The 22,580-nt window shown below is 60.0% G+C and carries 21 protein-coding genes and 4 tRNA genes; 18 read left to right on the top strand and 7 right to left on the bottom strand.

The genetic code is table 11. The features are described from left to right. Window positions 1-32: 32 nt before the first annotated feature. The 13 genes from accD (at window position 33) to FBY04_RS23220 (ending at window position 12,056) form a co-directional block, all read left to right on the top strand. Window positions 33-953 (top strand): acetyl-CoA carboxylase, carboxyltransferase subunit beta, encoded by a 921-nt coding sequence (gene accD, locus FBY04_RS23280; RefSeq protein WP_008028281.1) that lies wholly within the window; start codon window positions 33-35, stop codon window positions 951-953. Next, window positions 950-2,257, top strand: a complete 1,308-nt coding sequence (folC, locus tag FBY04_RS23275; protein WP_145317184.1) for a bifunctional tetrahydrofolate synthase/dihydrofolate synthase — start codon at window positions 950-952, stop codon at window positions 2,255-2,257. Before accD ends, folC begins: the two co-directional genes overlap by 4 nt. Next, window positions 2,241-2,906, top strand: a complete 666-nt coding sequence (locus tag FBY04_RS23270) for an SPOR domain-containing protein (RefSeq protein ID WP_145317182.1) — start codon at window positions 2,241-2,243, stop codon at window positions 2,904-2,906. The genes folC and FBY04_RS23270 overlap by 17 nt, the downstream gene beginning before the upstream one ends. A 98-nt stretch (window positions 2,907-3,004) precedes the next feature. Next, on the top strand, window positions 3,005-3,565 hold the full coding sequence (locus FBY04_RS23265) for a CvpA family protein (protein ID WP_008028275.1): 561 nt from the start codon (window positions 3,005-3,007) through the stop codon (window positions 3,563-3,565). A 41-nt stretch (window positions 3,566-3,606) separates the two neighbouring features. Further along, window positions 3,607-5,112 carry an amidophosphoribosyltransferase gene (gene purF / locus FBY04_RS23260; RefSeq protein ID WP_007935163.1) on the top strand — a complete coding sequence of 502 codons (1,506 nt, stop codon included), beginning with the start codon at window positions 3,607-3,609 and terminating at the stop codon, window positions 5,110-5,112. 132 nt (window positions 5,113-5,244) lie between these two features. Continuing rightward, the gene (locus tag FBY04_RS23255) at window positions 5,245-6,456 is read left to right on the top strand and encodes an O-succinylhomoserine sulfhydrylase (RefSeq protein WP_084317999.1); all 1,212 of its coding nucleotides are present in this window, start codon (window positions 5,245-5,247) and stop codon (window positions 6,454-6,456) included. Further along, window positions 6,453-7,229, top strand: coding sequence for an SDR family oxidoreductase (locus FBY04_RS23250; RefSeq protein WP_145317180.1), 777 nt, complete (start codon window positions 6,453-6,455; stop codon window positions 7,227-7,229). The genes FBY04_RS23255 and FBY04_RS23250 overlap by 4 nt, the downstream gene beginning before the upstream one ends. 256 nt (window positions 7,230-7,485) lie before the next feature. Then, a tRNA-Val gene (locus FBY04_RS23245) sits at window positions 7,486-7,561 on the top strand. A 54-nt stretch (window positions 7,562-7,615) separates the two neighbouring features. Next, window positions 7,616-7,692 (top strand) — tRNA-Asp (locus FBY04_RS23240). Between the two features lie 102 nt (window positions 7,693-7,794). Then, a tRNA-Asp gene (locus FBY04_RS23235) sits at window positions 7,795-7,871 on the top strand. 249 nt (window positions 7,872-8,120) lie between these two features. Then, window positions 8,121-8,630: a sigma-70 family RNA polymerase sigma factor gene (locus FBY04_RS23230; protein ID WP_145317178.1), complete on the top strand. Its 510-nt coding sequence runs from the start codon at window positions 8,121-8,123 to the stop codon at window positions 8,628-8,630. Next, window positions 8,627-9,571, top strand: coding sequence for a FecR domain-containing protein (locus FBY04_RS23225; protein ID WP_145317176.1), 945 nt, complete (start codon window positions 8,627-8,629; stop codon window positions 9,569-9,571). Before FBY04_RS23230 ends, FBY04_RS23225 begins: the two co-directional genes overlap by 4 nt. A 67-nt stretch (window positions 9,572-9,638) precedes the next feature. After that, window positions 9,639-12,056, top strand: coding sequence for a TonB-dependent receptor (locus FBY04_RS23220; RefSeq protein ID WP_145317175.1), 2,418 nt, complete (start codon window positions 9,639-9,641; stop codon window positions 12,054-12,056). Window positions 12,057-12,227: 171 nt separating this feature from the next. Here FBY04_RS23220 and aldA read toward each other — a convergent pair whose 3' ends face one another. The 4 genes from aldA to FBY04_RS23200 are packed head-to-tail and all read right to left on the bottom strand — an operon-like array spanning window position 12,228 to window position 16,979. Beyond that, window positions 12,228-13,652 (bottom strand): aldehyde dehydrogenase, encoded by a 1,425-nt coding sequence (gene aldA, locus FBY04_RS23215; protein ID WP_145317173.1) that lies wholly within the window; start codon window positions 13,650-13,652, stop codon window positions 12,228-12,230. 14 nt (window positions 13,653-13,666) lie between these two features. Then, the gene (locus FBY04_RS23210; protein ID WP_145317171.1) at window positions 13,667-14,467 is read right to left on the bottom strand and encodes an aldolase/citrate lyase family protein; all 801 of its coding nucleotides are present in this window, start codon (window positions 14,465-14,467) and stop codon (window positions 13,667-13,669) included. A 14-nt stretch (window positions 14,468-14,481) separates the two neighbouring features. Next, complete coding sequence (rhmD, locus tag FBY04_RS23205; protein WP_145317169.1) at window positions 14,482-15,666, bottom strand: L-rhamnonate dehydratase; 1,185 nt, start codon at window positions 15,664-15,666, stop codon at window positions 14,482-14,484. Between the two features lie 17 nt (window positions 15,667-15,683). Further along, window positions 15,684-16,979, bottom strand: coding sequence for an MFS transporter (locus FBY04_RS23200; protein WP_145317167.1), 1,296 nt, complete (start codon window positions 16,977-16,979; stop codon window positions 15,684-15,686). A gap of 125 nt (window positions 16,980-17,104) precedes the next feature. Here FBY04_RS23200 and FBY04_RS23195 point away from each other — a divergent pair, with 125 nt between their 5' ends. After that, window positions 17,105-18,046 carry a LysR family transcriptional regulator gene (locus tag FBY04_RS23195; RefSeq protein ID WP_145317165.1) on the top strand — a complete coding sequence of 314 codons (942 nt, stop codon included), beginning with the start codon at window positions 17,105-17,107 and terminating at the stop codon, window positions 18,044-18,046. Window positions 18,047-18,178: 132 nt separating this feature from the next. On the opposite strand, the gene FBY04_RS23190 is transcribed toward FBY04_RS23195, so the two are convergent. After that, window positions 18,179-19,462, bottom strand: coding sequence for an FAD-binding oxidoreductase (locus FBY04_RS23190; protein WP_145317163.1), 1,284 nt, complete (start codon window positions 19,460-19,462; stop codon window positions 18,179-18,181). Between the two features lie 183 nt (window positions 19,463-19,645). Here FBY04_RS23190 and FBY04_RS23185 point away from each other — a divergent pair. Together FBY04_RS23185 and FBY04_RS23180 are read left to right on the top strand one after the other, a co-directional pair. Then, window positions 19,646-19,722: transfer RNA gene (locus tag FBY04_RS23185), tRNA-Val, on the top strand. Between the two features lie 181 nt (window positions 19,723-19,903). Next, window positions 19,904-20,275 (top strand): hypothetical protein, encoded by a 372-nt coding sequence (locus tag FBY04_RS23180; protein WP_145317161.1) that lies wholly within the window; start codon window positions 19,904-19,906, stop codon window positions 20,273-20,275. Between the two features lie 53 nt (window positions 20,276-20,328). On the opposite strand, the gene FBY04_RS23175 is transcribed toward FBY04_RS23180, so the two are convergent. Next, window positions 20,329-21,045: an alpha/beta fold hydrolase gene (locus FBY04_RS23175; protein WP_084318056.1), complete on the bottom strand. Its 717-nt coding sequence runs from the start codon at window positions 21,043-21,045 to the stop codon at window positions 20,329-20,331. Between the two features lie 88 nt (window positions 21,046-21,133). Between FBY04_RS23175 and FBY04_RS23170 the strand changes: the two genes are divergently transcribed. Continuing rightward, window positions 21,134-21,589 carry a DUF2214 family protein gene (locus FBY04_RS23170; protein WP_145317159.1) on the top strand — a complete coding sequence of 152 codons (456 nt, stop codon included), beginning with the start codon at window positions 21,134-21,136 and terminating at the stop codon, window positions 21,587-21,589. Between the two features lie 181 nt (window positions 21,590-21,770). Here FBY04_RS23170 and csrA read toward each other — a convergent pair whose 3' ends face one another. Continuing rightward, the gene (gene csrA, locus FBY04_RS23165; protein ID WP_008028241.1) at window positions 21,771-21,962 is read right to left on the bottom strand and encodes a carbon storage regulator CsrA; all 192 of its coding nucleotides are present in this window, start codon (window positions 21,960-21,962) and stop codon (window positions 21,771-21,773) included. A gap of 250 nt (window positions 21,963-22,212) precedes the next feature. Between csrA and FBY04_RS23160 the strand changes: the two genes are divergently transcribed. Then, a complete protein-coding gene (locus FBY04_RS23160) occupies window positions 22,213-22,578 on the top strand; it encodes an SPOR domain-containing protein (protein ID WP_145317157.1) in 366 nt (121 codons plus the stop codon). Window positions 22,579-22,580 lie beyond the last annotated feature (2 nt).

The following is a 22,580-nucleotide window of genomic DNA, read 5'->3' as shown; positions in this document are numbered from 1 at the left end:
CGTTCGGGCCGCCGGTACTGGAGAAAGAAAGCATGAGCAACTGGTTAGTAGACAAACTGATCCCTTCGATCATGCGTTCCGAGGTCAAGAAGAGCTCGGTGCCTGAAGGTCTGTGGCACAAATGCCCGTCTTGCGAGGCTGTGCTGTATCGTCCGGAGCTGGAAAAGACCCTGGACGTTTGCCCCAAGTGCAACCACCACATGCGTATCGGCGCACGCGCCCGTATCGATATTTTCCTCGACGCCGAAGGCCGCAGCGAGCTGGGTGCGGACCTGGAGCCGGTCGACCGCCTGAAATTCCGTGACGGCAAGAAGTACAAGGACCGTCTGACCGCTGCGCAAAAGCAGACTGGCGAGAAAGACGCGCTGATCTCCATGAGTGGCACGCTGCTGGGTATGCCGGTGGTGGTTTCGGCCTTCGAATTCTCCTTCATGGGCGGTTCCATGGGCGCCATCGTCGGTGAGCGCTTCGTGCGCGCCGCCAACTACGCCCTGGAAAACAAATGCCCGATGATCTGCTTCGCCGCTTCCGGTGGCGCGCGGATGCAGGAAGCCCTGATTTCCCTGATGCAAATGGCCAAGACTTCCGCGGTGCTGGCGCGTCTGCGTGAAGAGGGCATTCCGTTCATCTCCGTGCTGACCGACCCGGTCTACGGCGGCGTTTCCGCCAGCCTGGCGATGCTCGGCGACGTCATCGTCGGCGAGCCGAAAGCCCTGATCGGCTTCGCCGGTCCGCGCGTGATCGAGCAAACCGTTCGCGAAAAACTGCCGGAAGGCTTCCAGCGCAGCGAATTCCTGCTGGAGCATGGTGCGATCGACATGATCATTCACCGTCAGGAACTGCGTCCACGCCTGGGCAACCTGCTGGCGCAACTGACCGGCAAGCCGACGCCGAAATTCGTCGCGGCACCCATCGAGCCGATCGTGGTTCCGCCGGTGCCTGCCAACATATGACTGAGCGTACCCTTGGCGAGTGGCTCGCCTACCTTGAGCAGTTGCACCCTTCGGCCATCGACATGGGCCTTGAGCGCTCGCAACAGGTAGCGTCCCGCATGGGGCTGGGCAAGCCGGCGCCTCGGGTGATCACGGTCACCGGCACCAACGGCAAGGGTTCTACCTGCGCATTCGTGGCTTCGTTGTTGCGGGCGCAGGGTCTGAAAGTCGGTGTCTACAATTCTCCGCACCTGCTGCGTTACAACGAACGGGTGCAGGTCAACGGCGTCGAAGCGACTGACGCCGAGCTGTGCGAAGCCTTCGCTGCGGTAGAGGCGGGTCGTGGCGAGACGTCCCTGACGTATTTCGAGATGGGCACCCTGGCGGCGTTCTGGCTGTTTCAACGGTCAGCGCTGGATGCCGTGGTACTTGAAGTCGGCCTGGGTGGGCGTCTGGACACGGTCAACGTGGTGGATGCCGACATGGCGCTGGTGACCAGCATCGGCGTTGATCACGCCGATTATCTGGGCGATACCCGTGAATCCGTGGCTTTTGAGAAAGCCGGCATCTTCCGCCAGGGCGCGCCTGCGCTCTGTGGTGATCTGAATCCTCCTCAACCTCTGCTGGACAAGGCGCGCGAGCTGGCTTGCCCGTTTTTCCTGCGTGGGCGTGATTTTGATCTCGGCGTGACCGATCACAATTGGCAATGGCGCGGTCTTGACGCTCAAGGGCGAGCAGTCGAGCTGCGGGATTTGCCATTGCTCGATCTGCCGATGGAAAACGCCGCACTGGCGTTGCAAGCCTATCTGCTGCTCGGTTTGCCTTGGGTGGATACGCAAATCATTGATGCCCTGAAAGCCACGAAAGTGGTCGGGCGTCTCGATCGCCGACAGTTCGACTGGCAGGGCAAGCGTCTGAACCTGTTGCTGGATGTGGGGCATAACCCTCATGCGGCCGAGTATCTGGCTCGTCGCCTGGCTGCCCGGCCACCGGTCGGCAAGCGTCTGGCGGTGTTTGGATTGCTGGCGGACAAGGATCTGGATGGTGTTGTTGGCGAATTGAATGCTAGTGTCCAGCACTGGGCTGTTGCACCGCTGAATTCACCGCGGGCGCGACCGGTTGCCGACTTGCACGGGGCGTTGCAGAACCTTGGTGCGTCGGTAGCGTCCTATGACAGTGTGGCTGCCGCCCTGGAAGGGCAGTGCGCACTGGCGACGAGCGACGACGAGATTCTGTTGTTCGGATCATTTTATTGTGTTGCCGAGGCCCTTGAATGGCTGGCCCGGCGCTCCACGGAGGAAGCGGCAAATGGCATTGCTGGATAAGGCCTACAAACAGCGCATGGTCGGCGCCCTGGTGCTGGTGGCACTGGCAGTGATTTTCCTGCCGATGCTGTTTTCCCGCCATGATGAACAGCGTCAGGTCACAGTCGAAGCACCGGCTGCACCGCAAGCGCCTTCGGTGCCGCAGGTTCAGGTTGAGCCGGTGGTCGTGCCCGAGCCTCAAGCCTTGCCGCAAGAACCCGTGCCGAGTGATGACGATATCGCCCAGCAGGAAGAGCCATCGCTGCCGATCGCACCGACGGCGCCCGTCGCGCCTGCGCCTGCCGCGAAACCGGTAACGCCGCCTCCAGCGCCGGCTCCGGTCAACAAGCCAACGACTGCGCCAAGCCAGCCGATCACTGCTGCACCGGGCAAGCCGGATACGACTCAAAGCCGCGTCGACGCCAATGGCCTGTCGGTCAGCTGGTCGGTGCAACTGGCCAGCCTGTCGAGCCGTGCCAGTGCCGAAAGCCTGCAAAAAGACCTGCGCAGTCAGGGCTATAACGCCTATATCCGCACGGCCGACGGTAAAAATCGGGTGTTCGTCGGGCCGCTGATCGAGCGTGCCGAAGCCGATCGTCTGCGCGACTTGTTGGGCCGTCAGAAGAACCTCAAGGGCTTTGTGGTGCGTTTCCAGCCTGAGCGCAATTAAAACTATCGCCCCGATTTGAAATGCACTGACAATCGCAGCTTACCGATAGCCATGGGCTCTGCTAAAATGCGCCGCCTTATCCGTCTGTAGGCTGCACTGTGCCATTTACCTGGGTTGACTGGGCGATCGTTGCAATCGTCGCCATCTCCGCATTGATCAGTCTGAGCCGCGGCTTCGTGAAGGAAGCATTGTCGCTGGTGACCTGGATCATCGCAGGAGTCGTCGCCTGGATGTTCGGTGGTGCATTGTCCGAGTACCTCGCCGGATACATCGAAACGCCATCGGCTCGTGTAATCACGGGCTGTGCCATCATGTTTGTCGCCACGTTAATCGTAGGCGCAATGATCAATTATCTTATCGGCGAGTTGGTACGCGTCACCGGGTTGTCCGGGACCGATCGATTCCTCGGCATGGCCTTCGGCGCCGCGCGTGGCGTGTTGCTGGTGGTCGTGGCGGTCGGGCTGTTGAGCCTGGGGCCGGTACAGCAGGACGGGTGGTGGCAACAGTCGCAGCTCGTGCCAAAATTTCTATTGGTCGCAGACTGGTCCAAAAACCTGATCCTTGGGTGGAGCAGTCAGTGGCTTGCCAGCGGTATCAGCGTACCCGCTGAAATACCGTTCAAGGAGCACCTCTTGCCGACGGCCAAAACGCCTCAGTGAGTTGTGTTCAGTTCAGATCCATTAAGTAGGGGTTGCGTCGCATGTGTGGCATCGTCGGTATCGTCGGTAAGTCGAACGTCAATCAGGCGCTGTATGACGCGCTAACCGTCCTCCAGCACCGCGGCCAGGACGCTGCCGGTATCGTGACCAGCCATGACGGCCGGTTATTCCTGCGCAAGGACAATGGCCTGGTGCGTGACGTGTTCCATCAGCGTCACATGCAGCGCCTGGTCGGCCACATGGGCATTGGCCATGTGCGTTATCCGACCGCGGGCAGCTCGACTTCGGCCGAAGCTCAACCGTTTTACGTCAACTCGCCTTACGGCATTACCCTGGCGCACAACGGTAACCTGACCAACGTTGAGCAGCTGGCCAAGGAGATTTACGAATCTGACCTGCGCCACGTCAACACCAACTCCGATTCGGAAGTACTGCTGAACGTGTTCGCGCACGAGCTGGCCCAGCGCGGCAAGCTGCAGCCGACCGAAGAAGACGTGTTCGCCGCCGTGACCGACGTGCACAACCGTTGCGTGGGTGGTTACGCCGTTGTTGCGATGGTGACCGGCTACGGCATCGTCGGTTTCCGCGACCCGCACGGCATTCGCCCGATCGTCTTCGGCCAGCGTCATACCGACGAAGGCGTCGAGTACATGATCGCCTCCGAAAGCGTGTCCCTGGACGTGCTCGGCTTCACCCTTATTCGCGACCTGGCGCCGGGCGAAGCGGTCTACATCACTGAAGACGGCAAGCTGCATACCCGTCAGTGCGCAACCAACCCGTCCCTGACTCCGTGCATCTTCGAACACGTCTACCTGGCGCGTCCGGACTCGATCATCGATGGCGTCTCGGTTTATAAAGCCCGTCTGCGCATGGGCGAGAAGCTTGCCGAGAAGATCCTGCGCGAGCGTCCGGATCACGACATCGACGTGGTCATCCCGATTCCGGACACCAGCCGCACCGCGGCGCTGGAGCTGGCGAACCACCTGGGCGTCAAGTTCCGCGAAGGCTTCGTGAAGAACCGCTACATCGGCCGGACCTTCATCATGCCGGGCCAGGCCGCACGGAAAAAATCCGTACGCCAGAAGCTCAACGCCATCGAACTGGAATTCCGCGGCAAGAACGTGATGTTGGTGGACGACTCGATCGTTCGCGGCACCACTTGCAAGCAGATCATCCAGATGGCCCGCGAAGCCGGCGCGAAAAACGTCTACTTCTGCTCCGCGGCACCGGCCGTTCGCTACCCGAACGTCTACGGCATCGACATGCCGAGCGCCCATGAGCTGATCGCTCACAATCGTTCGACTCAGGATGTGGCTGATCTGATCGGCGCAGACTGGCTGATCTATCAGGACTTGCCTGACTTGATCGAAGCGGTGGGTGGCGGCAAGATCAAGATCGACAAGTTCGATTGCGCGGTGTTTGATGGCCAGTACGTCACCGGCGACGTCGACGAGGCTTACCTGAACAAGATCGAGCAGGCACGTAACGATGCCTCCAAGGTCAAGACGCAGGCAGTCAGCGCGATCATCGATCTGTACAACAACTGAGTAAACGACCGGCCTGTAGGAGCATGGCTTGCCCGCGAAGCTTTTGGCGTTCCCAAAGGCCCCTTCGCGGGCAAGGCATACTCCTACAGGCCGGTTTCGTATCTATTACCGAGTAGGGCAAGGAGTGACAGCATGAGTCAGGATTGGGATGCCGGTCGGCTGGACAGCGACCTCGAAGGCGTAGCGTTCGATACCCTGGCCGTACGCGCCGGTCAGCACCGTACGCCGGAAGGCGAACACGGTGATCCGATGTTCTTCACTTCCAGCTACGTATTCCGTACCGCCGCCGACGCGGCCGCGCGTTTCGCCGGGGAAGTGCCGGGTAATGTTTACTCGCGCTACACCAACCCGACCGTGCGCGCGTTCGAAGAGCGCATTGCCGCGCTGGAAAGCGCTGAGCAAGCGGTGGCCACCGCCACAGGCATGGCCGCGATCATGGCGGTGGTAATGAGCCTGTGCAGCGCCGGCGACCATGTGCTGGTGTCGCGCAGCGTGTTCGGTTCGACCATCAGCCTGTTCGAGAAGTACTTCAAGCGCTTCGGCATCGAAGTCGATTACGTGCCTCTGGCGGATCTGTCCGGCTGGGATGCGGCGATCAAGGCCAACACCAAATTGCTGTTCGTCGAGTCGCCGTCCAACCCGCTGGCCGAGCTGGTGGATATCGCTGAGCTGGCGAAAATCGCTCACGCCAAAGGCGCGATGCTGGTGGTGGACAACTGCTTCTGCACGCCTGCGTTGCAGCAGCCGCTGAAGATGGGTGCGGACATCGTCGTGCACTCGGCAACAAAGTTCATCGACGGCCAGGGCCGTTGCATGGGCGGTGTTGTCGCCGGTCGTAGCGAGCAGATGAAAGAAGTGGTCGGTTTCCTGCGCACTGCCGGGCCAACCTTGAGCCCGTTCAATGCCTGGATTTTCCTCAAGGGCCTCGAAACCCTGGGCCTGCGCATGAAGGCGCATTGTGCCAACGCGCAGCAACTGGCCGAGTGGCTGGAGCAGCAGGACGGTATCGAGAAAGTCCATTACGCCGGCCTGAAAAGCCACCCGCAGCACGAGTTGGCCCAGCGTCAGCAGAAAGGCTTCGGCGCCGTGGTGAGTTTCGAGGTCAAGGGTGGCAAAGAGGGCGCATGGCGCTTTATCGATGCGACCCGGTTGATTTCGATCACCGCCAACCTCGGTGACAGTAAAACCACCATCACCCACCCGAGCACCACCTCTCACGGCCGTCTGGCGCCACAGGAACGTGAGGCGGCGGGTATTCGTGACAGCCTGATCCGCATTGCGGTCGGTCTGGAAGACGTGGCCGACCTGCAGGCCGATCTGGCGCGCGGGTTGGCTGCCTTGTGATCGAGTTGTCCATCCCGACAACCGGTTCCAATGGCCGCGTTGCACTGGTAACCGGTGCTGCGCGGGGCATCGGTCTGGGGATCGCAGCCTGGCTGATCAGCGAAGGCTGGCAGGTGGTGTTGACGGACCTGGACCGTGTGCGTGGTTCGAAAGTGGCGAAGGTGCTGGGTGAGAACGCCTGGTTCATCGCCATGGACGTCTCGAATGAGGGGCAGGTCGCGCTGGGCGTTGCCGAAGTGCTGGGGCAGTTCGGGCGTCTGGATGCATTGGTGTGCAACGCGGCAGTGGCCGATCCGCACAACATCACCCTGGAAAGCCTTGATCTGGCTTACTGGAATCGGGTGCTGGCGGTGAATCTCAGCGGGCCGATGTTATTGGCCAAGCACTGTGCGCCGTACCTGCGTGCTCACAGCGGGGCAATCGTCAATCTGGCCTCGACCCGTGCCGGGCAGTCAGAACCCGACACAGAGGCTTACGCGGCGAGCAAGGGCGGGCTGCTGGCCCTGACTCACGCGTTGGCGATCAGCCTGGGTCCGGAAATTCGCGTCAATGCCGTCAGTCCTGGCTGGATCGATGCGCGGGATCCTTCCGTGCGGCGTGCCGAGCCACTCACCGAAGCCGACCATGCGCAGCATCCGGCGGGCAGGGTAGGGACGGTCGAGGACGTGGCGGCGATGGTTGCCTGGCTGCTGTCGAAGAATGCGGGTTTCGTCACGGGCCAGGAGTTTGTGGTCGATGGCGGCATGACCAAGAAGATGATTTACAGCGAGTAATTCGGACAGGGGCGATTTCTTCAGCATTTATGTTGAATGTACCGCCGCTTTCGCGAGCAAGCCCGCCCCCACAGTAGATCTCGGGCTGCCTGGAGAAATGCGGTCTACTGTGGGAGCGGGCTTGCTCGCGAAGGCGGTCTCACTGTTGCCAGCGTCGCCCCGAATGACACGATTTTGTCTTTTTCAGAAAAACTTCAAGCAGGCTATTGACTTAGCTTCGTTAGGTGCGTAAATTTCGCGGCCTCAGAGAAGCAAAGGGTGATTAGCTCAGCTGGGAGAGCGTCTGCCTTACAAGCAGAATGTCGGCGGTTCGATCCCGTCATCACCCACCACTTCTTGAGAGTCTTGCGAAAGCAAGATGGAAGCTGAAAAGCCTCCACCGACGCGCAGCGGTAGTTCAGTCGGTTAGAATACCGGCCTGTCACGCCGGGGGTCGCGGGTTCGAGTCCCGTCCGCTGCGCCATATTTTCCGAGTCAGGTTTATCCCTGATTCGAGATTGAAAGAGAGATTGAAAAGTCTCGAAACTTCAATCAGACGAGTTAGGACGCAAGTCCAAAGCGATACGCAGCGGTAGTTCAGTCGGTTAGAATACCGGCCTGTCACGCCGGGGGTCGCGGGTTCGAGTCCCGTCCGCTGCGCCATATCTGCCTCAAGGCCCGCTGAACGCCTTGGAGCTACGAAGAAAGCCACTGGTTTATCTTCGCGTCGATAGCAAAGACCCTGGTCGAAAGACCGGGGTTTTTTGTGTCTGAAATTTGGCTTTTATGCCACTCCAGTCTTTCCAGGACCAACTTTCTGCCCGTGCGATGCATAAAGGACTTGGTTCACAGCGCTGACATTAATTAGAATCACTCTCATTTACGATAACTCCTGGCACAGGGCTTCTTGAAATGAGTGATGCAGCGCTGCCGAAGGAGCAAACCCTTCACGACCTGTACCGCGATCACCGTGGCTGGCTTGAAAGCTGGTTGAGAAGACGTATGGGCAACGGCTGTGATGCGGCGGACCTGAGCCAGGATACGTTCCTGCGTTTGCTGGCCAGCTCCCAGCGGATCGCCGACTTGAAAGAGCCCCGTGCCTATCTGCTGACCGTGGGAAAACGCCTGCTGAGCAATTTCTATCAGCGTCGCAGTCTGGAGCAGGCTTACCTGGCCGCATTGGCGTCGATGCCCGAAGCGTGCGCGCCATCACCGGAACAGCGCTGGCTGCTGCTGGAAACCCTGCAAGCGCTGGATGAGCTGCTCGATGGACTGCCGAGGGCCGTGCGACGGGCGTTTCTCTGGAGTCAGCTCGAAGGCTTGAATTACCAGCAAATTGCCGAGCGCCTGGAAGTGTCCGAGCGCACGATCAAGCGCTACATGGCGCAAGCCTACGAGCACTGCCTGTTGGTGGACCTGTGAACAGTCAAACGTCCGATGCCCGTCAGGCTGTCCGTGCTGCGGCGCAGTGGCTTGCGTTGCTGGAATCTGGCGGTGCCAATGAGCAGGATCGAGTGAATTTACAGCGTTGGCTTGATACTTGTGCCACTCACCAGCATGCCTGGCAGAAGGCGCAAGCCTTGCGTCAGCGTTTCGCCGATCTGCCTTCAGGGTTGGCGTTGAGCAGTCTGGATCGTCCTGATCCGGGGCGGCGCGTGGTGCTCAAGCGCGCATTGGGCGCCGTGGCGTTGGTGCCGACGGCCTGGCTGATCAGCCGACAATTACCGCTGGATGCCTGGCGTGCCGACCTGCACACCGCCACTGGCGAGCGCAAAAAAGTGCAGCTCACCGATGGCAGTTCCTTGCAACTCAACACCGCCAGCGCCGTCGATGTGGATATGCAGAACCGCCGGGTGAAATTGATCGAGGGCGAACTGTCGCTGAAGGTGACGGGTACAACGCCGCTGACGATTCAGACTAAATTCGGAAATGTCATCGTCAGTCAAAGCGAAGTCTGCGTTCGCCAGCACGCGCAAGGCTGTCGAGTGTCGGTGTTCAATGGCTCTGTACAGTTGCAGCCCTTGCAGGGGCCAGTGCTGGCGGTGCGCGGCGGTCAGCAGGTCAGCCTTCAAGCGGTGGGTGCCGGAGCGATCACGCCATTCGATGCGCTTGCTCCCGGTTGGCGCGAAGGTGTGCTGATGGCGAAGAACCAGCCGCTGGGCGATTTCCTGCGCGAGCTCGGCACTTACCGAGCGGGCGTTCTGCGCTGGGAGCCGGAGCTGGAAACATTGCACGTCACCGGCAGTTTCCTGCTGGACGACACTGATCGCGTCCTCGCGCTGCTCGCGGCCAGTCTGCCGCTGGAGGTGCATTCCCGAACCCGTTACTGGGTCACGTTGCTGCCGCGCAAAAATAGTGTGTGAAGCCTGTCCCCTTTTTTTGGCTCGCTTGTCATTCAAGGCATGTGAACGAATCAAGAGAGCCATTTCAATGTCTGCAACCTGCCATCCACGCCCGGCTTCTTTGCGCCTGCGTCCGTTGTTGCACCTGAGCCTGCTGTTGGGCCTGAGTGCCAATCCATTGTTCATGAACGCAAGCTGGGCCGAAGACAGTGCCCGGCGCAGTTATCAGGTGCCTGCCGGCAGCCTGAGCGATGCGCTGACCCGTTTTGCCGGGTTGGCTGGTGTCAATCTCTCGGTAGACCCGGCGTTGGTGAGCGGTCGCAACAGCGCCGGTCTGTCCGGTGAATTCGCCGTGGAGGAGGGCTTTGCCCGGCTGTTGCAGGGTTCCGGTCTGCAACTGCAGCCAGTGGGCGAACAGGCTTACATCCTGACTCCAACACCAGAAGGCAGCAGCCTGCAACTGGCCTCCACCTCGATTCTCGGTGCCACCGGCGGGGCGGACGGCGAGGTGTATGCCGGTGGTCAGGTCGCGCGCCGCGGTTCGCAAGGCTTGCTGGGGTCGAAAGACTTCATGGAAACGCCGTTCAGCATGACCACCTACACCAGCGAGGCGGTCAAGAACCTGCAGGCGCGTACCCTGGGCGAGTTGATCGCCAGTGATCCTTCGGTTCGCGCCACCAACCCGGCGGGTGGGCGTTATGAGCAGTTCACCATTCGCGGGTTCAGCCTGTTCAACAGTGATGTAGCTTACAACGGGCTCTACGGCGTCCTGCCGACCTATACGATCGACATGGAAATGGCCGACCGCGTCGACATTCTCAAAGGCCCGAGCCAGCTCATCAACGGCATCTCGCCGCGAGGTGCCGTGGGGGGCGGGATCAACGTGGTGCCCAAGCGCGCGACCGACAAGCCGATCACTTCGTTTACCGGCAACTACGCGTCCGACAGCCAGACCGGCGGTGCCGTGGATATCGGTCGACGCTTCGGTGAAGACAACAAGTTCGGGATTCGTTTCAACGGTGTGAAGCAGTCCGGCGACACCGAATGGGATCACCAGAATGTCGACCGCGAGATGGCCGTGCTGGGCCTGGATTTTCGCGGTGAACGCCTGCGGCTCTCGACCGACCTCGGGCGCACCGAGCGTGATACCGACGCGCCGCAAGAGCGCGTGCAGGTTGGCGCCAATGCGCAGGTTCCGCATGCCAGCGATGTACGTCACAACTACGCGCAACCCTGGAGCAAGGCGAGTACCAACGACACGTTCGGCACGGTGAACGGCGAATTCGATGTCAGCGATAACGTCATGTTGTACGGCGGTGTGGGCGCGCGCGAAAGCAGTCATGACTTCCTTCGTCATGCCGTTTCGGTCACCAACAACCGGGGCGACTTCGTTGTTCAACCCCGTGACTTCACCCGTGACGAAAGTGTCCGGACGGCTACCGCCGGGGTGCGCAACTGGTTCCACACCGGCCCCGTGAGCCATGAGGTCAACCTGGCCGCCAGCTATTTCTACATGGACTTCGAAAATGGCGGCGCCCGTTATGCCAATGGCAACAGCAACCTCTACAACCCCCTGGAAACACGTACGCCAGTCAGGCCCACTCGACTCGATTCGAAGGTCTACACCGAGAACCGCTCCACCGGTGTGGCGTTGTCCGACACCCTGGGTTTCTTCGAGGACCGGCTGCTGCTGACCCTCGGCGCCCGCTGGCAGCGCGTGAAGGTTGACGACTGGACCGATAACGTCAGAGGCGACACCGCCTACGACGAGGAAAAGGTCTCGCCGTCGGGCGGCATCCTGTTCAAGGCGACCGACAAGCTGTCGCTGTATGCCAACTACATGGAAGGCCTGAGCCAGGGCAAGATCGCCCCGTCGACCTCGATCAACGAGGACGAAATCTTCCCGCCGTTCGTCAGTCGCCAGGTCGAGGTCGGCGCCAAGTACGACGCGGGTCAGTTCGCGGTGACCGCCGCAGTGTTCCGGATCAAGCAGCCGGCCTACGAGACCAACGCCACGACTCGCGTATTCGGCCCCAATGGCAAACGTCAGAACGACGGTGTGGAACTGAGTGTGTTTGGTGAGCCGCTCAAAGGTTTCCGCTTGCTCGGCGGTGTCATGTACATCGACAGCGAGTTGACCAACACCACCAATGGCACCTTTGACGGCAATCGCGCGCCGGCCACGCCCAAGTACAACGTCAACCTGGGCGCCGAGTGGGACGTGCCGACCGTACAGGGCTTGACCCTGACCAGCCGCGGCATCTATTCCAGCTCGCAGTTCCTGGACCAGTCCAACAACAAGGAAATCGATTCGTGGGAGCGTTTCGACGTGGGTGCACGCTATGCGTTCAAGGTCGAGGACAAGAACATCACCCTGCGCGCCAATGTCGAGAACGTGGCGGACAAGCGCTATTGGAGTTCGGCCGGGGCCTCGGATGACAGCGAGCCTGGGTTGACGCTGTCGACGCCGCGCACTTACCTGCTTTCGGCTACCGTCGACTTTTAAATCGATGTGCCCGAGCTGACGCCATCGCGAGCAAGTCGGATCGCCGCACCGCCGCTCCCACATTTGATCTCTGTTGGCCACGAATTTTGTGAACGACACAGATCCAGTGTGGGAGCGGCGGTGCGGCGATCCGACTTGCTCGCGATGGCGGCATCAGCAACACCGCCAGGTTCAGCCTTGCAAATACACCGCATGCGTATGCGTGTACTCATACAACCCATGCTTGCCATCCGCCCCACCAATCCCGGATTTACGCACCCCGGCATGGAAGCCCTGCATGGCTTCAAAGTTCTCGCGATTCACGTAGGTTTCACCAAAATCCAGTTCGCGCATCGCGTGCATCGTTTTGCTCAGGTCGCGGGTGTAGATCGACGAAGTCAGGCCGTATTCACAGTCGTTGGCCAGGGCGATGGCTTCGTCGAGGTCATCGATGATCTGAATCGGCAGCACCGGGCCGAAAATCTCTTCGCGCATAATTTCCATGTCGGCCCGGCAGCCGGCCAGCACGGTGGGCTGGAAGTGGAAACCACTCGGCAGATCGGCAATCTGCCCGCCGCTGATCAAATTCGCCCCCTGACTCAACGCCGTGCGGACTTTACGGTTGACGCTGTCCAGGCCCTGGCGGTTGATCAGTGGTCCCATCTCGATATCGGGTTGGGCAATCGGGTCGCCGAAGCGGGTAGCGCTCATGGCCGCCGCGATACGTTCGATAAACTGGTCGGCAACCTTGCGCTCGACATACACCCGTTCGGCGCAGTTGCACACCTGACCGCTGTTGATAATCCGCGAATTGCGGATGGCCTTCACCGCCAGGTCCAGGTCGGCATCCGCCAACACAATCGCCGGCGCCTTGCCGCCCAGTTCCAGATTGAGTTTGGTGATGTTCGGCGCGGCGGCGGCCATGATGCGCGAGCCGGTATCCACGCTGCCGGTGAAGCTGATCATGTCCACGCCCTTGTGCGCGCTGAGCGCCGCGCCGACTCGGCCATCGCCGCAGACCACATTGAACACGCCGGGCGGCAGATCGGTTTCCGCTACCAGTCGGGCAAATTCGAAGCAGTTGTTCGGGGTTTCTTCGCTGGGCTTGATCACGATCGTGTTGCCGGTCAGCAGCGCCGGCGCCATCTTGCGGGCGATGAGGAAGAACGGGAAATTCCACGGCAGAATCCCGGCCACCACCCCCAGTGGTTTTCGGAACAGAAAGATGTTTTCGTTCTGGCGGTCACTGGTGATGATTTCGCCTTCGATGCGCCTTGCCCATTCGGCCATGTAGTCGAGGTAATCGGCGGTGAAGTTGACTTCGACCTCCGCCAGGCCACTGATCTTGCCTTGTTCCAGAGTGATGGTGCGCGCCAGGTGCGCGACGTTTTCCCGCAGCTTGGCGGCGATGCGACGCAAATGCCCGGCGCGTTCAATCGCCGGTTTGCGTGACCAGTCTTTTTGCGCGCCGCGGGCGGCGGCAAGGGCACGATCAACGTCTTCGGCAGTCGAGGCCGGGACTTTTGACAGCACGGCGCCGGTGGCCGGGTTGATCACGTCGATATGAGCGGCGCTGGCCACAAACTGGCCATTGATGAAGTTTTCGTAAACAGGCATGGACGACTCCTTGATCAGTAAGTTCGCGATGGCGCTTGGGCGGTGGCCGGTGTGCGATAACGCGCAAGGGTGTTTACGGCGCTCTGACGCAACAGGCTGATATCGATGGCCACCGCTATGAACTGACAACCCCAACTCTGATAGCGGCGCGCGTCTTCTTCGTTCGGCGCCAGAATGCCGCAGGCCTTGCCGGCCGCGAGCGTTGCGTTGACCGCGTGTTGAATTCGTTCCTGGACTTGCGGGTGACCGGGATTGCCGGCATGACCCAGTCCGATGGACAGATCCGCCGGGCCGATAAACACCGCATCGACGCCTTCGACGGCCGCGATCGCTTCGACGTTTTCAACACCCGTGCGCGATTCCACCTGAACGATCAGGCACAGTTGCTCATGGGCGGTGTTCAGGTAATCCGGCACGCCATCCCAACGCGTAGCTCGGGTCAGGCCGCCACCGACGCCACGAATACCGTGCGGCGGATAACGCATGGCGCGCACCAGGGCCGCCGCCTGCTCGGCGGTTTCGACCATCGGGATCATCAGCGTCTGCGCGCCGATATCCAGCAATTGCTTGATCAGGTTGGCGTCGCCCGTCACCGCACGCACCACCGGCGCGGTGGCGTAGGGCGCCACCGCCTGCAGTTGCGCGAGTACGCCGGGCACGGTGTTCGGCGCGTGTTCACCGTCGATCAGCATCCAGTCGTAACCGGTGGTGGCGACGATCTCGGCGGCGTAGCCCGTGGCGAAACCGGCCCAGATGCCGTATTGGGTCGCCGGGTTTTTCAGGGCAGCCTTGAAAGCGTTGTGAGGCATGTTCATGACGGTGTCCTTTCTCAGCGGTTGTACGGCCGATGCAGTTGGCATTCCGGGTTGAGCGTCACGCCGAAGCCCGGTTGATCGAGTGCCGACAGGCGCATGCGGCCGTTCACCGGTACGGGTTCACCGAGCAATTGCGGATGGAACATCGGCACCACTTCGTCAGCCTTCGGCGCCATCATCAGGAACTCGGCAAACGGGCTGTTATGCCGGGTGGCGACGAAGTGATAGCTGTAAACCGACGAGCCGTGAGGAATGACCAGCGCGTTGTGAGCGTCGGCCAGGGCGGAAATTTTCACCAGTTCAGTGATCCCGCCGCACCAGCCGACATCCGGCTGGATGATGTCGCAGCAACCCATCTCCAGCAGCATGCGAAAGCCCCAGCGCGTGGCTTCGTGTTCGCCTGTGGTCACCAGCATGCCTTTGGGCACGTTGTTGCGCAGTGCGGCGTAGCCCCAGTAATCGTCCGGCGGCAGGGCTTCTTCAATCCACTTCAAGCCATATTCGTGGGCGCCGACTGCGAGTTTGGTGGCGTAGTTGAGGTCCAGGCTCATCCAGCAATCGAGCATCAGCCAGAAGTCCGGGCCGACCCGTTCGCGCATGGTTGCCAGTTCTTCGAGGTTCTTGCGCAGGCCTTCCTCGCCTTCCGCCGGGCCGTGGTGCAACGGCATCTTGCCGCCGATGAAACCCATTTTCTGCGCCAGGTCGGGGCGAGCGCCGGTGGCGTAGAACTGCAACTCATCGCGTACCGCGCCGCCGAGCAATTGGTGCACCGGCTCCTGGCGGATCTTGCCGAGCAGGTCCCAAAGCGCCAAGTCAACGCCGGAGAGAGTGTTGATAACGATGCCTTTGCGCCCGTAATACAGAGTCGACTGGTACATCTGGTCCCAGATTTTCTCGATGTCGGTGACCCGTGCGCCTTCGAGGAAACGCGCCAGGTGTTTCTCGACGATGTAGGCAGCAGGCTCGCCGCCCGTGGTCACGGCAAAACCGACAGTGCCGTCGCTGGCTTCGATCTCCACCACCAGCGTGCCGAGTACGTTGATGCCGAAGGTGCGGCGGCTCTGGCGGTACTCCGGGTATTTGCTCATCGGCGTGGCAATGTGATCGTCGATCCAGTGGCCGTCCGCCTGATCGTGATAATCCGCGCCACCGCCTCTCAATGTAAAAGCGCGGACGTGTTTGATGGTTGGAATGCCCATGGTGTGACTCCTCAGGTTTAAACGGTGGCCGGTTTGTTCGAAGCTTTATGGCCGGGCGAACGCACGCCCAGCACCAGCAACGCGGCGATGACGGTGGTGCCGGCCAGCACGTACAAACCTGCGGCCGGTGAATGGAAGGCGCCTTCGGCCCAGTTTTTCAGCACCGGGGCGATGAAGCCGCCGAGGGCGCCGAACGAGTTGATCAGGGCGATACCGGCCGCCGCGGCACTGCCGGCGAGGTAACTGGAAGGGAAGGTCCAGAACACCGGTTGCACAGCGATGAAGCCGGAAGCGGCGAAGCACAGGGCGACGATGCCGAGGAACGGACTGCTGAAGGTCACCGAGCAGGCGATCCCGGCGGCGGCCATCAACAAGGTCAGACAGGCGATGCGACGACGTTCGCCCGTGCGGTCGCTGTAACCGGGAATCAAGTAAGCGGCCACCAATGCACAGATCCATGGGATCGCCGTGACCAGCCCGACCATCAGCCCGACTTTGGTGCCCAGCAACCCGCTGACCTGAGTTGGCAGGTAAAACACCACGCCATAAACGCTGGCCTGAATCAGCAGATAAATCAGGCACAGGTACAGCACCGAGGGTTGGCACAGCACATTGAGCAGGCTGCGACCGTGGTTCTGTTTGTGGCTGTCTTCCTGATCGAGCAAGGTCTGCACTTGCTGGCGCTCCTCGACGGTCAGCCACTTGGCGTCGGCCGGGCGATTGTCCAGGTACCAGTAGGCCCAGACGCCCACCGCCGTGGCCATCAAGCCTTCAACGGCAAACAACCACTGCCAGCCGTGGACGCCGGCAAAACCATCCAGCTCAAGCAACAGGCCGGACAGCGGGCTGCCAAAGATGAACGCCAGCGGCGCGCCGAAATAGAAGAAACCCATGGCCTTGCCGCGTACCGCGTTGGGGAACCAGTAGGTGAGGTAAAGGATGACGCCGGGGAAGAAACCGGCTTCGGCCACGCCCAGCAAGAAGCGCAGGACGTAGAAGCTGGTTTCGGTGTGGGCGAAGACCATCGCGGCGGAGACCAGGCCCCAGGTGACCATGATCCGGCACATCCACAGACGGGCGCCGACGCGGTGCAGAATCAGATTGCTTGGCACTTCCAGCAGCGCGTAACCGACGAAGAACACCCCGGCACCGAAGGCGAACGCGGCATCGCTGATATGGGTGTCGGCTTGAAAGGCTTGCTTGGCGAACCCGACGTTGGCGCGGTCGAGGAAGGCCATGATGTACATCAGCAGGAGAAACGGGAGCAGCCGCCAGGAAATTTTGGCGAGCAGAGGCGCGGGTAAAGTCTTCATCGCAGTTTTCCTTTGGTAGGGCATTTGTTCTTATGGGGAAGACTGTACGGTTGCGGATCGATGCGTTACAAATCGAATCTAGCTAACAACTGATACCTTCCGGGTATCGATAAAAAAGGCTTCTCATGACTACGCCAACCGTTTCCCGCAGCCTGCTCAACCGTTTGCGCTACAAACATCTGCACATGCTGGTGGCGCTCAGTAGCAGTCTGAACCTGCACCGTGCCTCGCAAAACCTCAACATGTCGCAGCCGGCCGCCACCCGCATGCTGCATGAGATTGAAGACATGTTCGGCTGCGACCTGTTCGAGCGCCTGCCACGCGGGATGCGGCCGACGGCATTGGGCGCCGAGTTGATTCGCTTCGCCGAGTCAGCCATCAGCGGCCTCGATCGCTGCGCCGAAGACCTGATCGCACGGCAGCAGGGCGGCTATGGCTATCTCTCCATCGGCACGATCATGGGCGCCGCGCCGGATCTGGTGATGGATTCGATTGCCGAGATCAAGGCGCTCAATCCGCAACTGCGAATCCGCATCATGGGCGACACGAGCGATCAGGTGATCCAGTTGCTGGAGCAGGGCCGTATCGACCTCGCCATCGCTCGACGCAATGCCGCCACTGACAGCGAGCACTACACGTTCGAGCAATTGGGCAATGAACGATTGCTGGTGGTGGTGCACGCCGGCCATCCACTGGCCAAACGCAAAAAACTCGAGCTGTCGGAACTGGTCAGCGGCTGGCCGTGGATTCTGCAACCGGAGACCAGTCCGGCGCGCATCGGTCTGGATCAGGCTTTGCAGAGCCTGGCCTTGCCGACACCTGCCGACATCATCGAGTGCAGCTCGGTGTATTCCATGCAGCAGCTCATCCAGCTGACCGACGCAATCATGGTGCTGTCGGAAACCGCGTTGCGCGACTACCTGAAAATGGGGCTGGTGGTGGCGCTGCCGGTAGAGCTGGATGTGCAACTGGCGCCGTTCGGGCTGCTGTTGCGCAAGGGCGAACACATCAGTCGGGAGTTGGGTTTGTTCATAGATTTGCTGCGCCGCAAAGCAGCGGTTTTTTGATTGTTTGGCCCACGCAATCGGCTCTGACACACCCCTTGCAGGAGCCGGCTTGCTGGCGATAGCGCTGCGCCTGCCAAACTGTTTGTTGACTGCATAGGCGTCATCGCCAGCAAGCCGGCACCTACAAGTCCGTCAATAGCCGAGCTTATCCCGCAACCCGTAATACCACGCCCCCAACGCCGCAAACGGGGTCCGCAGCAGTTGGCCGCCGGGGAATGGATAGTGCGGCAAGCCAGCAAACGCATCAAAACGCTCGGCTTGACCGCGCAACGCCTCGGCCAGCACCTTGCCCGCCAGATGCGTGTACGTCACACCGTGACCGCTGCAACCCTGGGAATAGTAGATGTTGTCGCCCAGGCGCCCGACCTGAGGAAGTCGCGACAGGGTCAGCAGGAAATTGCCGGTCCACGCGTAGTCGATTTTCACGTCTTTGAGTTGCGGGAACGCCTTGAGCATCTTCGGCCGGATGATCGCCTCGATGTTCGCCGGATCCCGCGCGCCGTACACCACGCCGCCACCGAAAATCAGGCGTTTGTCACCGCTCAGGCGATAGTAGTCGAGCAGGTAATTGCAGTCCTCGACGCAATAATCCTGTGGCAGCAGGCTTTTCGCCAATTCATCGTTCAAGGGTTCGGTGGTGATTACCTGAGTGCCGCAAGGCATCGACTTGGCCGCAAGCTCTGGCACCAGATTGCCGAGATAAGCGTTGCCCGCCACGATGATGAACTTGGCCCTGACCTTGCCCTGAGGGGTATGCACCACCGGGTTCGCGCCGCGCTCGATGCGCACCGCCGGCGATTGCTCATAAATAGTGCCGCCCAATGACTCGACTGCCGCCGCTTCGCCGAGCGCCAGGTTCAGCGGATGAATCTGCCCGCCGCTCATGTCGAGCATGCCGCCGATGTATTGATCGCAGTTCACCACTTCACGAATGCGTTTCTGATCCATCAGCTCAAGTTGCGTGTGACCGAAACGCTCCCACAGGCGCTTCTGCGATTCCAGATGGCCCATCTGCTTGGCGGTGATCGCGGCGAACACGCCACCGTCCTTCAGGTCGCACTGAATATTATATTTGGCGACCCGCTCACGAATGATCCGCCCGCCCTCGAACGCCATCTGCCCAAGCAACTGTGCCTGCTTGGGGCCAACGGTGCGTTCGATCACATCGATGTCGCGGCTGTAGCTGTTAACAATCTGGCCGCCGTTGCGACCCGAAGCGCCGAAGCCGACCTTGGCGGCTTCCAGCACCGTGACCTTGAAACCGTTCTCCAGCAGAAACAGGGCAGAGGACAGACCGGTATAACCGGCACCGATCACACAGACATCAGTCTCTACGTCACCCTGCAAGGCCGGGCGCGGCGGAACCGCATTGGCCGATGCGGCGTAATAGGACTCTGGGTAGGGAGTGTTCGCCATCCTGCAGCCTCTGTTTAATATATTTTACGAGTGCGCCGATCCTACCCGAGTTAAAAATCGACCGCCAGCCACCGCAAAATCTTCTTTGCAGCGGCGAAATTAAATATTTTGCATATTCATAGGGTTAGCTCGAAAAAAGGTGTTGACACCCCTCCGGAATTCCGTAGAATGCCGCCTCACAGCAGGCACGTAGCTCAGTTGGTTAGAGCACCACCTTGACATGGTGGGGGTCGTTGGTTCGAGTCCAATCGCGCCTACCAAACAAAATCCGCTCTGCTGGGCGGTCTGGAAGGGCTCACCGAAAGGTGAGCCCTTTTTTGTTGCTTGCGATTTGGGCGTCCTCCGGAACGGGATACGATTTCATAGATGATGGCAGTTTGGCATTGCCCGGATTTACGGGTATCGTAGCGCCCAATCTTTTACAAGCAATGGACGGCGGTAATGACAACAGGGACTTCAATCATTACGAAGCAAGAGACGTTCTCTGGTTACGAAATCCTGGTGGCTACCGTCGGGCCAATCAAAACAAAACCAGACGAACCTGAAAATCTGCAAACGCATCACAAGGCAAAGATTTCGATTTGGTTCGACGGCAAAGAAGAGGCCAGTGAAGCACTTTCGATGTTTTTTGTGTCGCGCGAAGATGCCGCTGAGTTTGGTTTCGAAGTAGGCCGAATGATTGTCTCGCAGCGTCGCAAATCAATTGCTTTCCAGCTGATTGATCGTGCGTTCGAACTCTTCAAGTTGCCGCGACTGCTGTTGCGTGATCAAGATTTCAGGTCGCGACAGCGTCGCGAAGCGGGTGGGCTCTGATCCTTTTGGCTGAGACTTCCGTGCGCGTTGAGTGCCGTAACGCTGTGAAGTAATCATTCAACTGCCGGGATGACACGCCCCATGAAGTCCCGTATAGCGCGGGCGGACTCCATCGGAGATGCCTGAAGCAGGCAATGCGGTGCGTCCAGAACGACTTCCGTAACCTTGAAATTTGCCTTCAATACTTGCATTGAGGCGCTTTCCGGTACCACCCAATCCTGGCGGGCGCGAAGGTACAGCGTCGTGATGTCGACACGGGCAAGTTGTGCCAACACATCCACTTCCACTACTGATCGAAGCCGTGAGCGCATCACCGAGGGCGTGACTTGGGTGATTGCCTCATTCAGTGCTGCGCGCAAGCTTGCGGTAGAAAATCGACCCAGCAAGATTTTACTGAGCCATTGGGTGGGGAAAAGTTCGATGGGCAGCAGGGGGATCAAGTGTTTGAGTGACTTGAATGCCGGTCGCGGGTTTTGGATAAAGGTGCTGCACAGGATCAAGCCAATCTGTTGAGGCAAATGCAGGGCCGTCAGTGAAATGGCAATGGGGCCGGAAAAGGACTCTCCGAGCAAGATAAAGGGGCGATCCGTGGGCAATGACTTTCGCGCTATCGCTTCCAGCTCTTCGTAGCTCAATGAAACGTCGTACGGGTAGTGGACAACAATCGTTTCGACATCTGGCCCTAGAGCGGAGACCAAGGGGCTGAAAAGTTGGCCGGTACCATCCATTCCTGGTAGCAGTACGAGCGTTGGCAGTTCTGAGCGATTCACGTCTTCCATCCTTGGGCGCAGGCAGACTCCTGCTTTTTGGGCTACTACTTCAGGCCTCTCTGAATGTTGGCCTGACGGGAGTATATCGATGCTTGTGCACTGGTTTCTTGCTGCGATCCATCTCTTGGCGTTTGCCTTGGGTTTCTGGGCAGTCCTGTCCCGCGGTACGGCTTTTCGGCGCCTGGCCAAGGGCGTAGGGGATGCTCGCAGCGTATTGAGCGCGGATAACCTGTGGGGGATTTCTGCAGTCGTCCTGCTGGTGACTGGTGGGATGCGAGCCTTTGGCGGGTACGAAAAGGGCACTGACTACTATCTGCATCAGCCGCTGTTTCACCTCAAGATGACGCTTTTCGTCCTTATCCTGCTGCTTGAAGTTGCACCGATGGTGACGCTGATCAAATGGCGGATTGCGCAGGCGCGGGGCGCAGCCATCAATACCGGCCGTGCAACGCTGTTCGCACGGATCAGTCATGTCGAAGCGCTGCTGGTGCTGCTGATGGTCATCGCGGCTACGGGCATGGCGCGGGGTGTGACGTTTGGTTAGGCGAGTGCGATTGCGCACTTCCCCAGGATTTATCCGAAACGTCCGACAGCTATGACGTGAGACATGCCGCTAGTATCGGCTTCACGTTCTGGGAGGGGCACTGCGCTGGTGATAGCGACACAAGAATCTTAGCCAGCCGTGGTTCCGGGGCGAACGGGCTGGCTACTGACTGCAGCAGGATTCAGGATTGTGGCTTGTCCGGAGCTGTCAGGCCGGCCTGAATGCGCTGATAAATTTCTTCGCGGTGCACCGCAACGTCTTTCGGGGCGTTGATGCCGATTCTGACTTGCTGGCCGCTTACGCCCAGAATAGTGATCGTAATGTCATCGCCAATGTTTATGCTTTCACCGACTTTGCGGGTGAGTATCAGCATGGTCTTCTCCTTGATTGCTTTATGGGGCACCTGATTCGGACAGTGCAGAGGTCGGTGGTATGTATAGATTAGTGCTAAGTCTCACGGTTTGGGTGCCTCTTTCTGACGCGCAGATGCTGCATTAATTCCCAAGGCGTAACTATACAGAGGCCGCATCCATCATTCTCGTTGTTTTGAGCCCATTTTGCGGCACTCGGGAAGTATTCATGGGTGTTAAAATCCCCGTTTTCAGCATTCAGAGGGAAGCGTTGTGCGCAAAATGGCCTTGGTAATCGCAGTACTGGCATTGGCGGGATGTGGTGAAGGCAAGCGCGTAGATGCGCAAAAGCCGCAGCCGGCTGCGACTGCCGCGCCGGTGGTGGCCTCCGCACCTCAGTGGGATCTGGAGGTGCGAGGTGAAATAACCCAGGCTGTCAGCGACCTCAGCGGCTGGCTGATCGAGCACAGTTTCGTTTCCAGCGTGGTCAAGGACAATGGCAAGACCCGCATCCTGATGGGGCCCTACCATTCGAAAGCCGAGGCTGAAGCCAAGCAGGCAGAGGTGCGTGCGGCGCTGACCCGCGCGAAAAAACAGAACATCGAATTGCTGGTCATCGAGCATCCGGTGACTCAGTAACG

The sequence above is a fragment of the Pseudomonas sp. SJZ080 genome (assembly GCF_007828295.1).
GTDB lineage: Bacteria > Pseudomonadota > Gammaproteobacteria > Pseudomonadales > Pseudomonadaceae > Aquipseudomonas > Aquipseudomonas migulae_A.
This window is presented reverse-complemented; position numbering and strand designations above follow the sequence as displayed.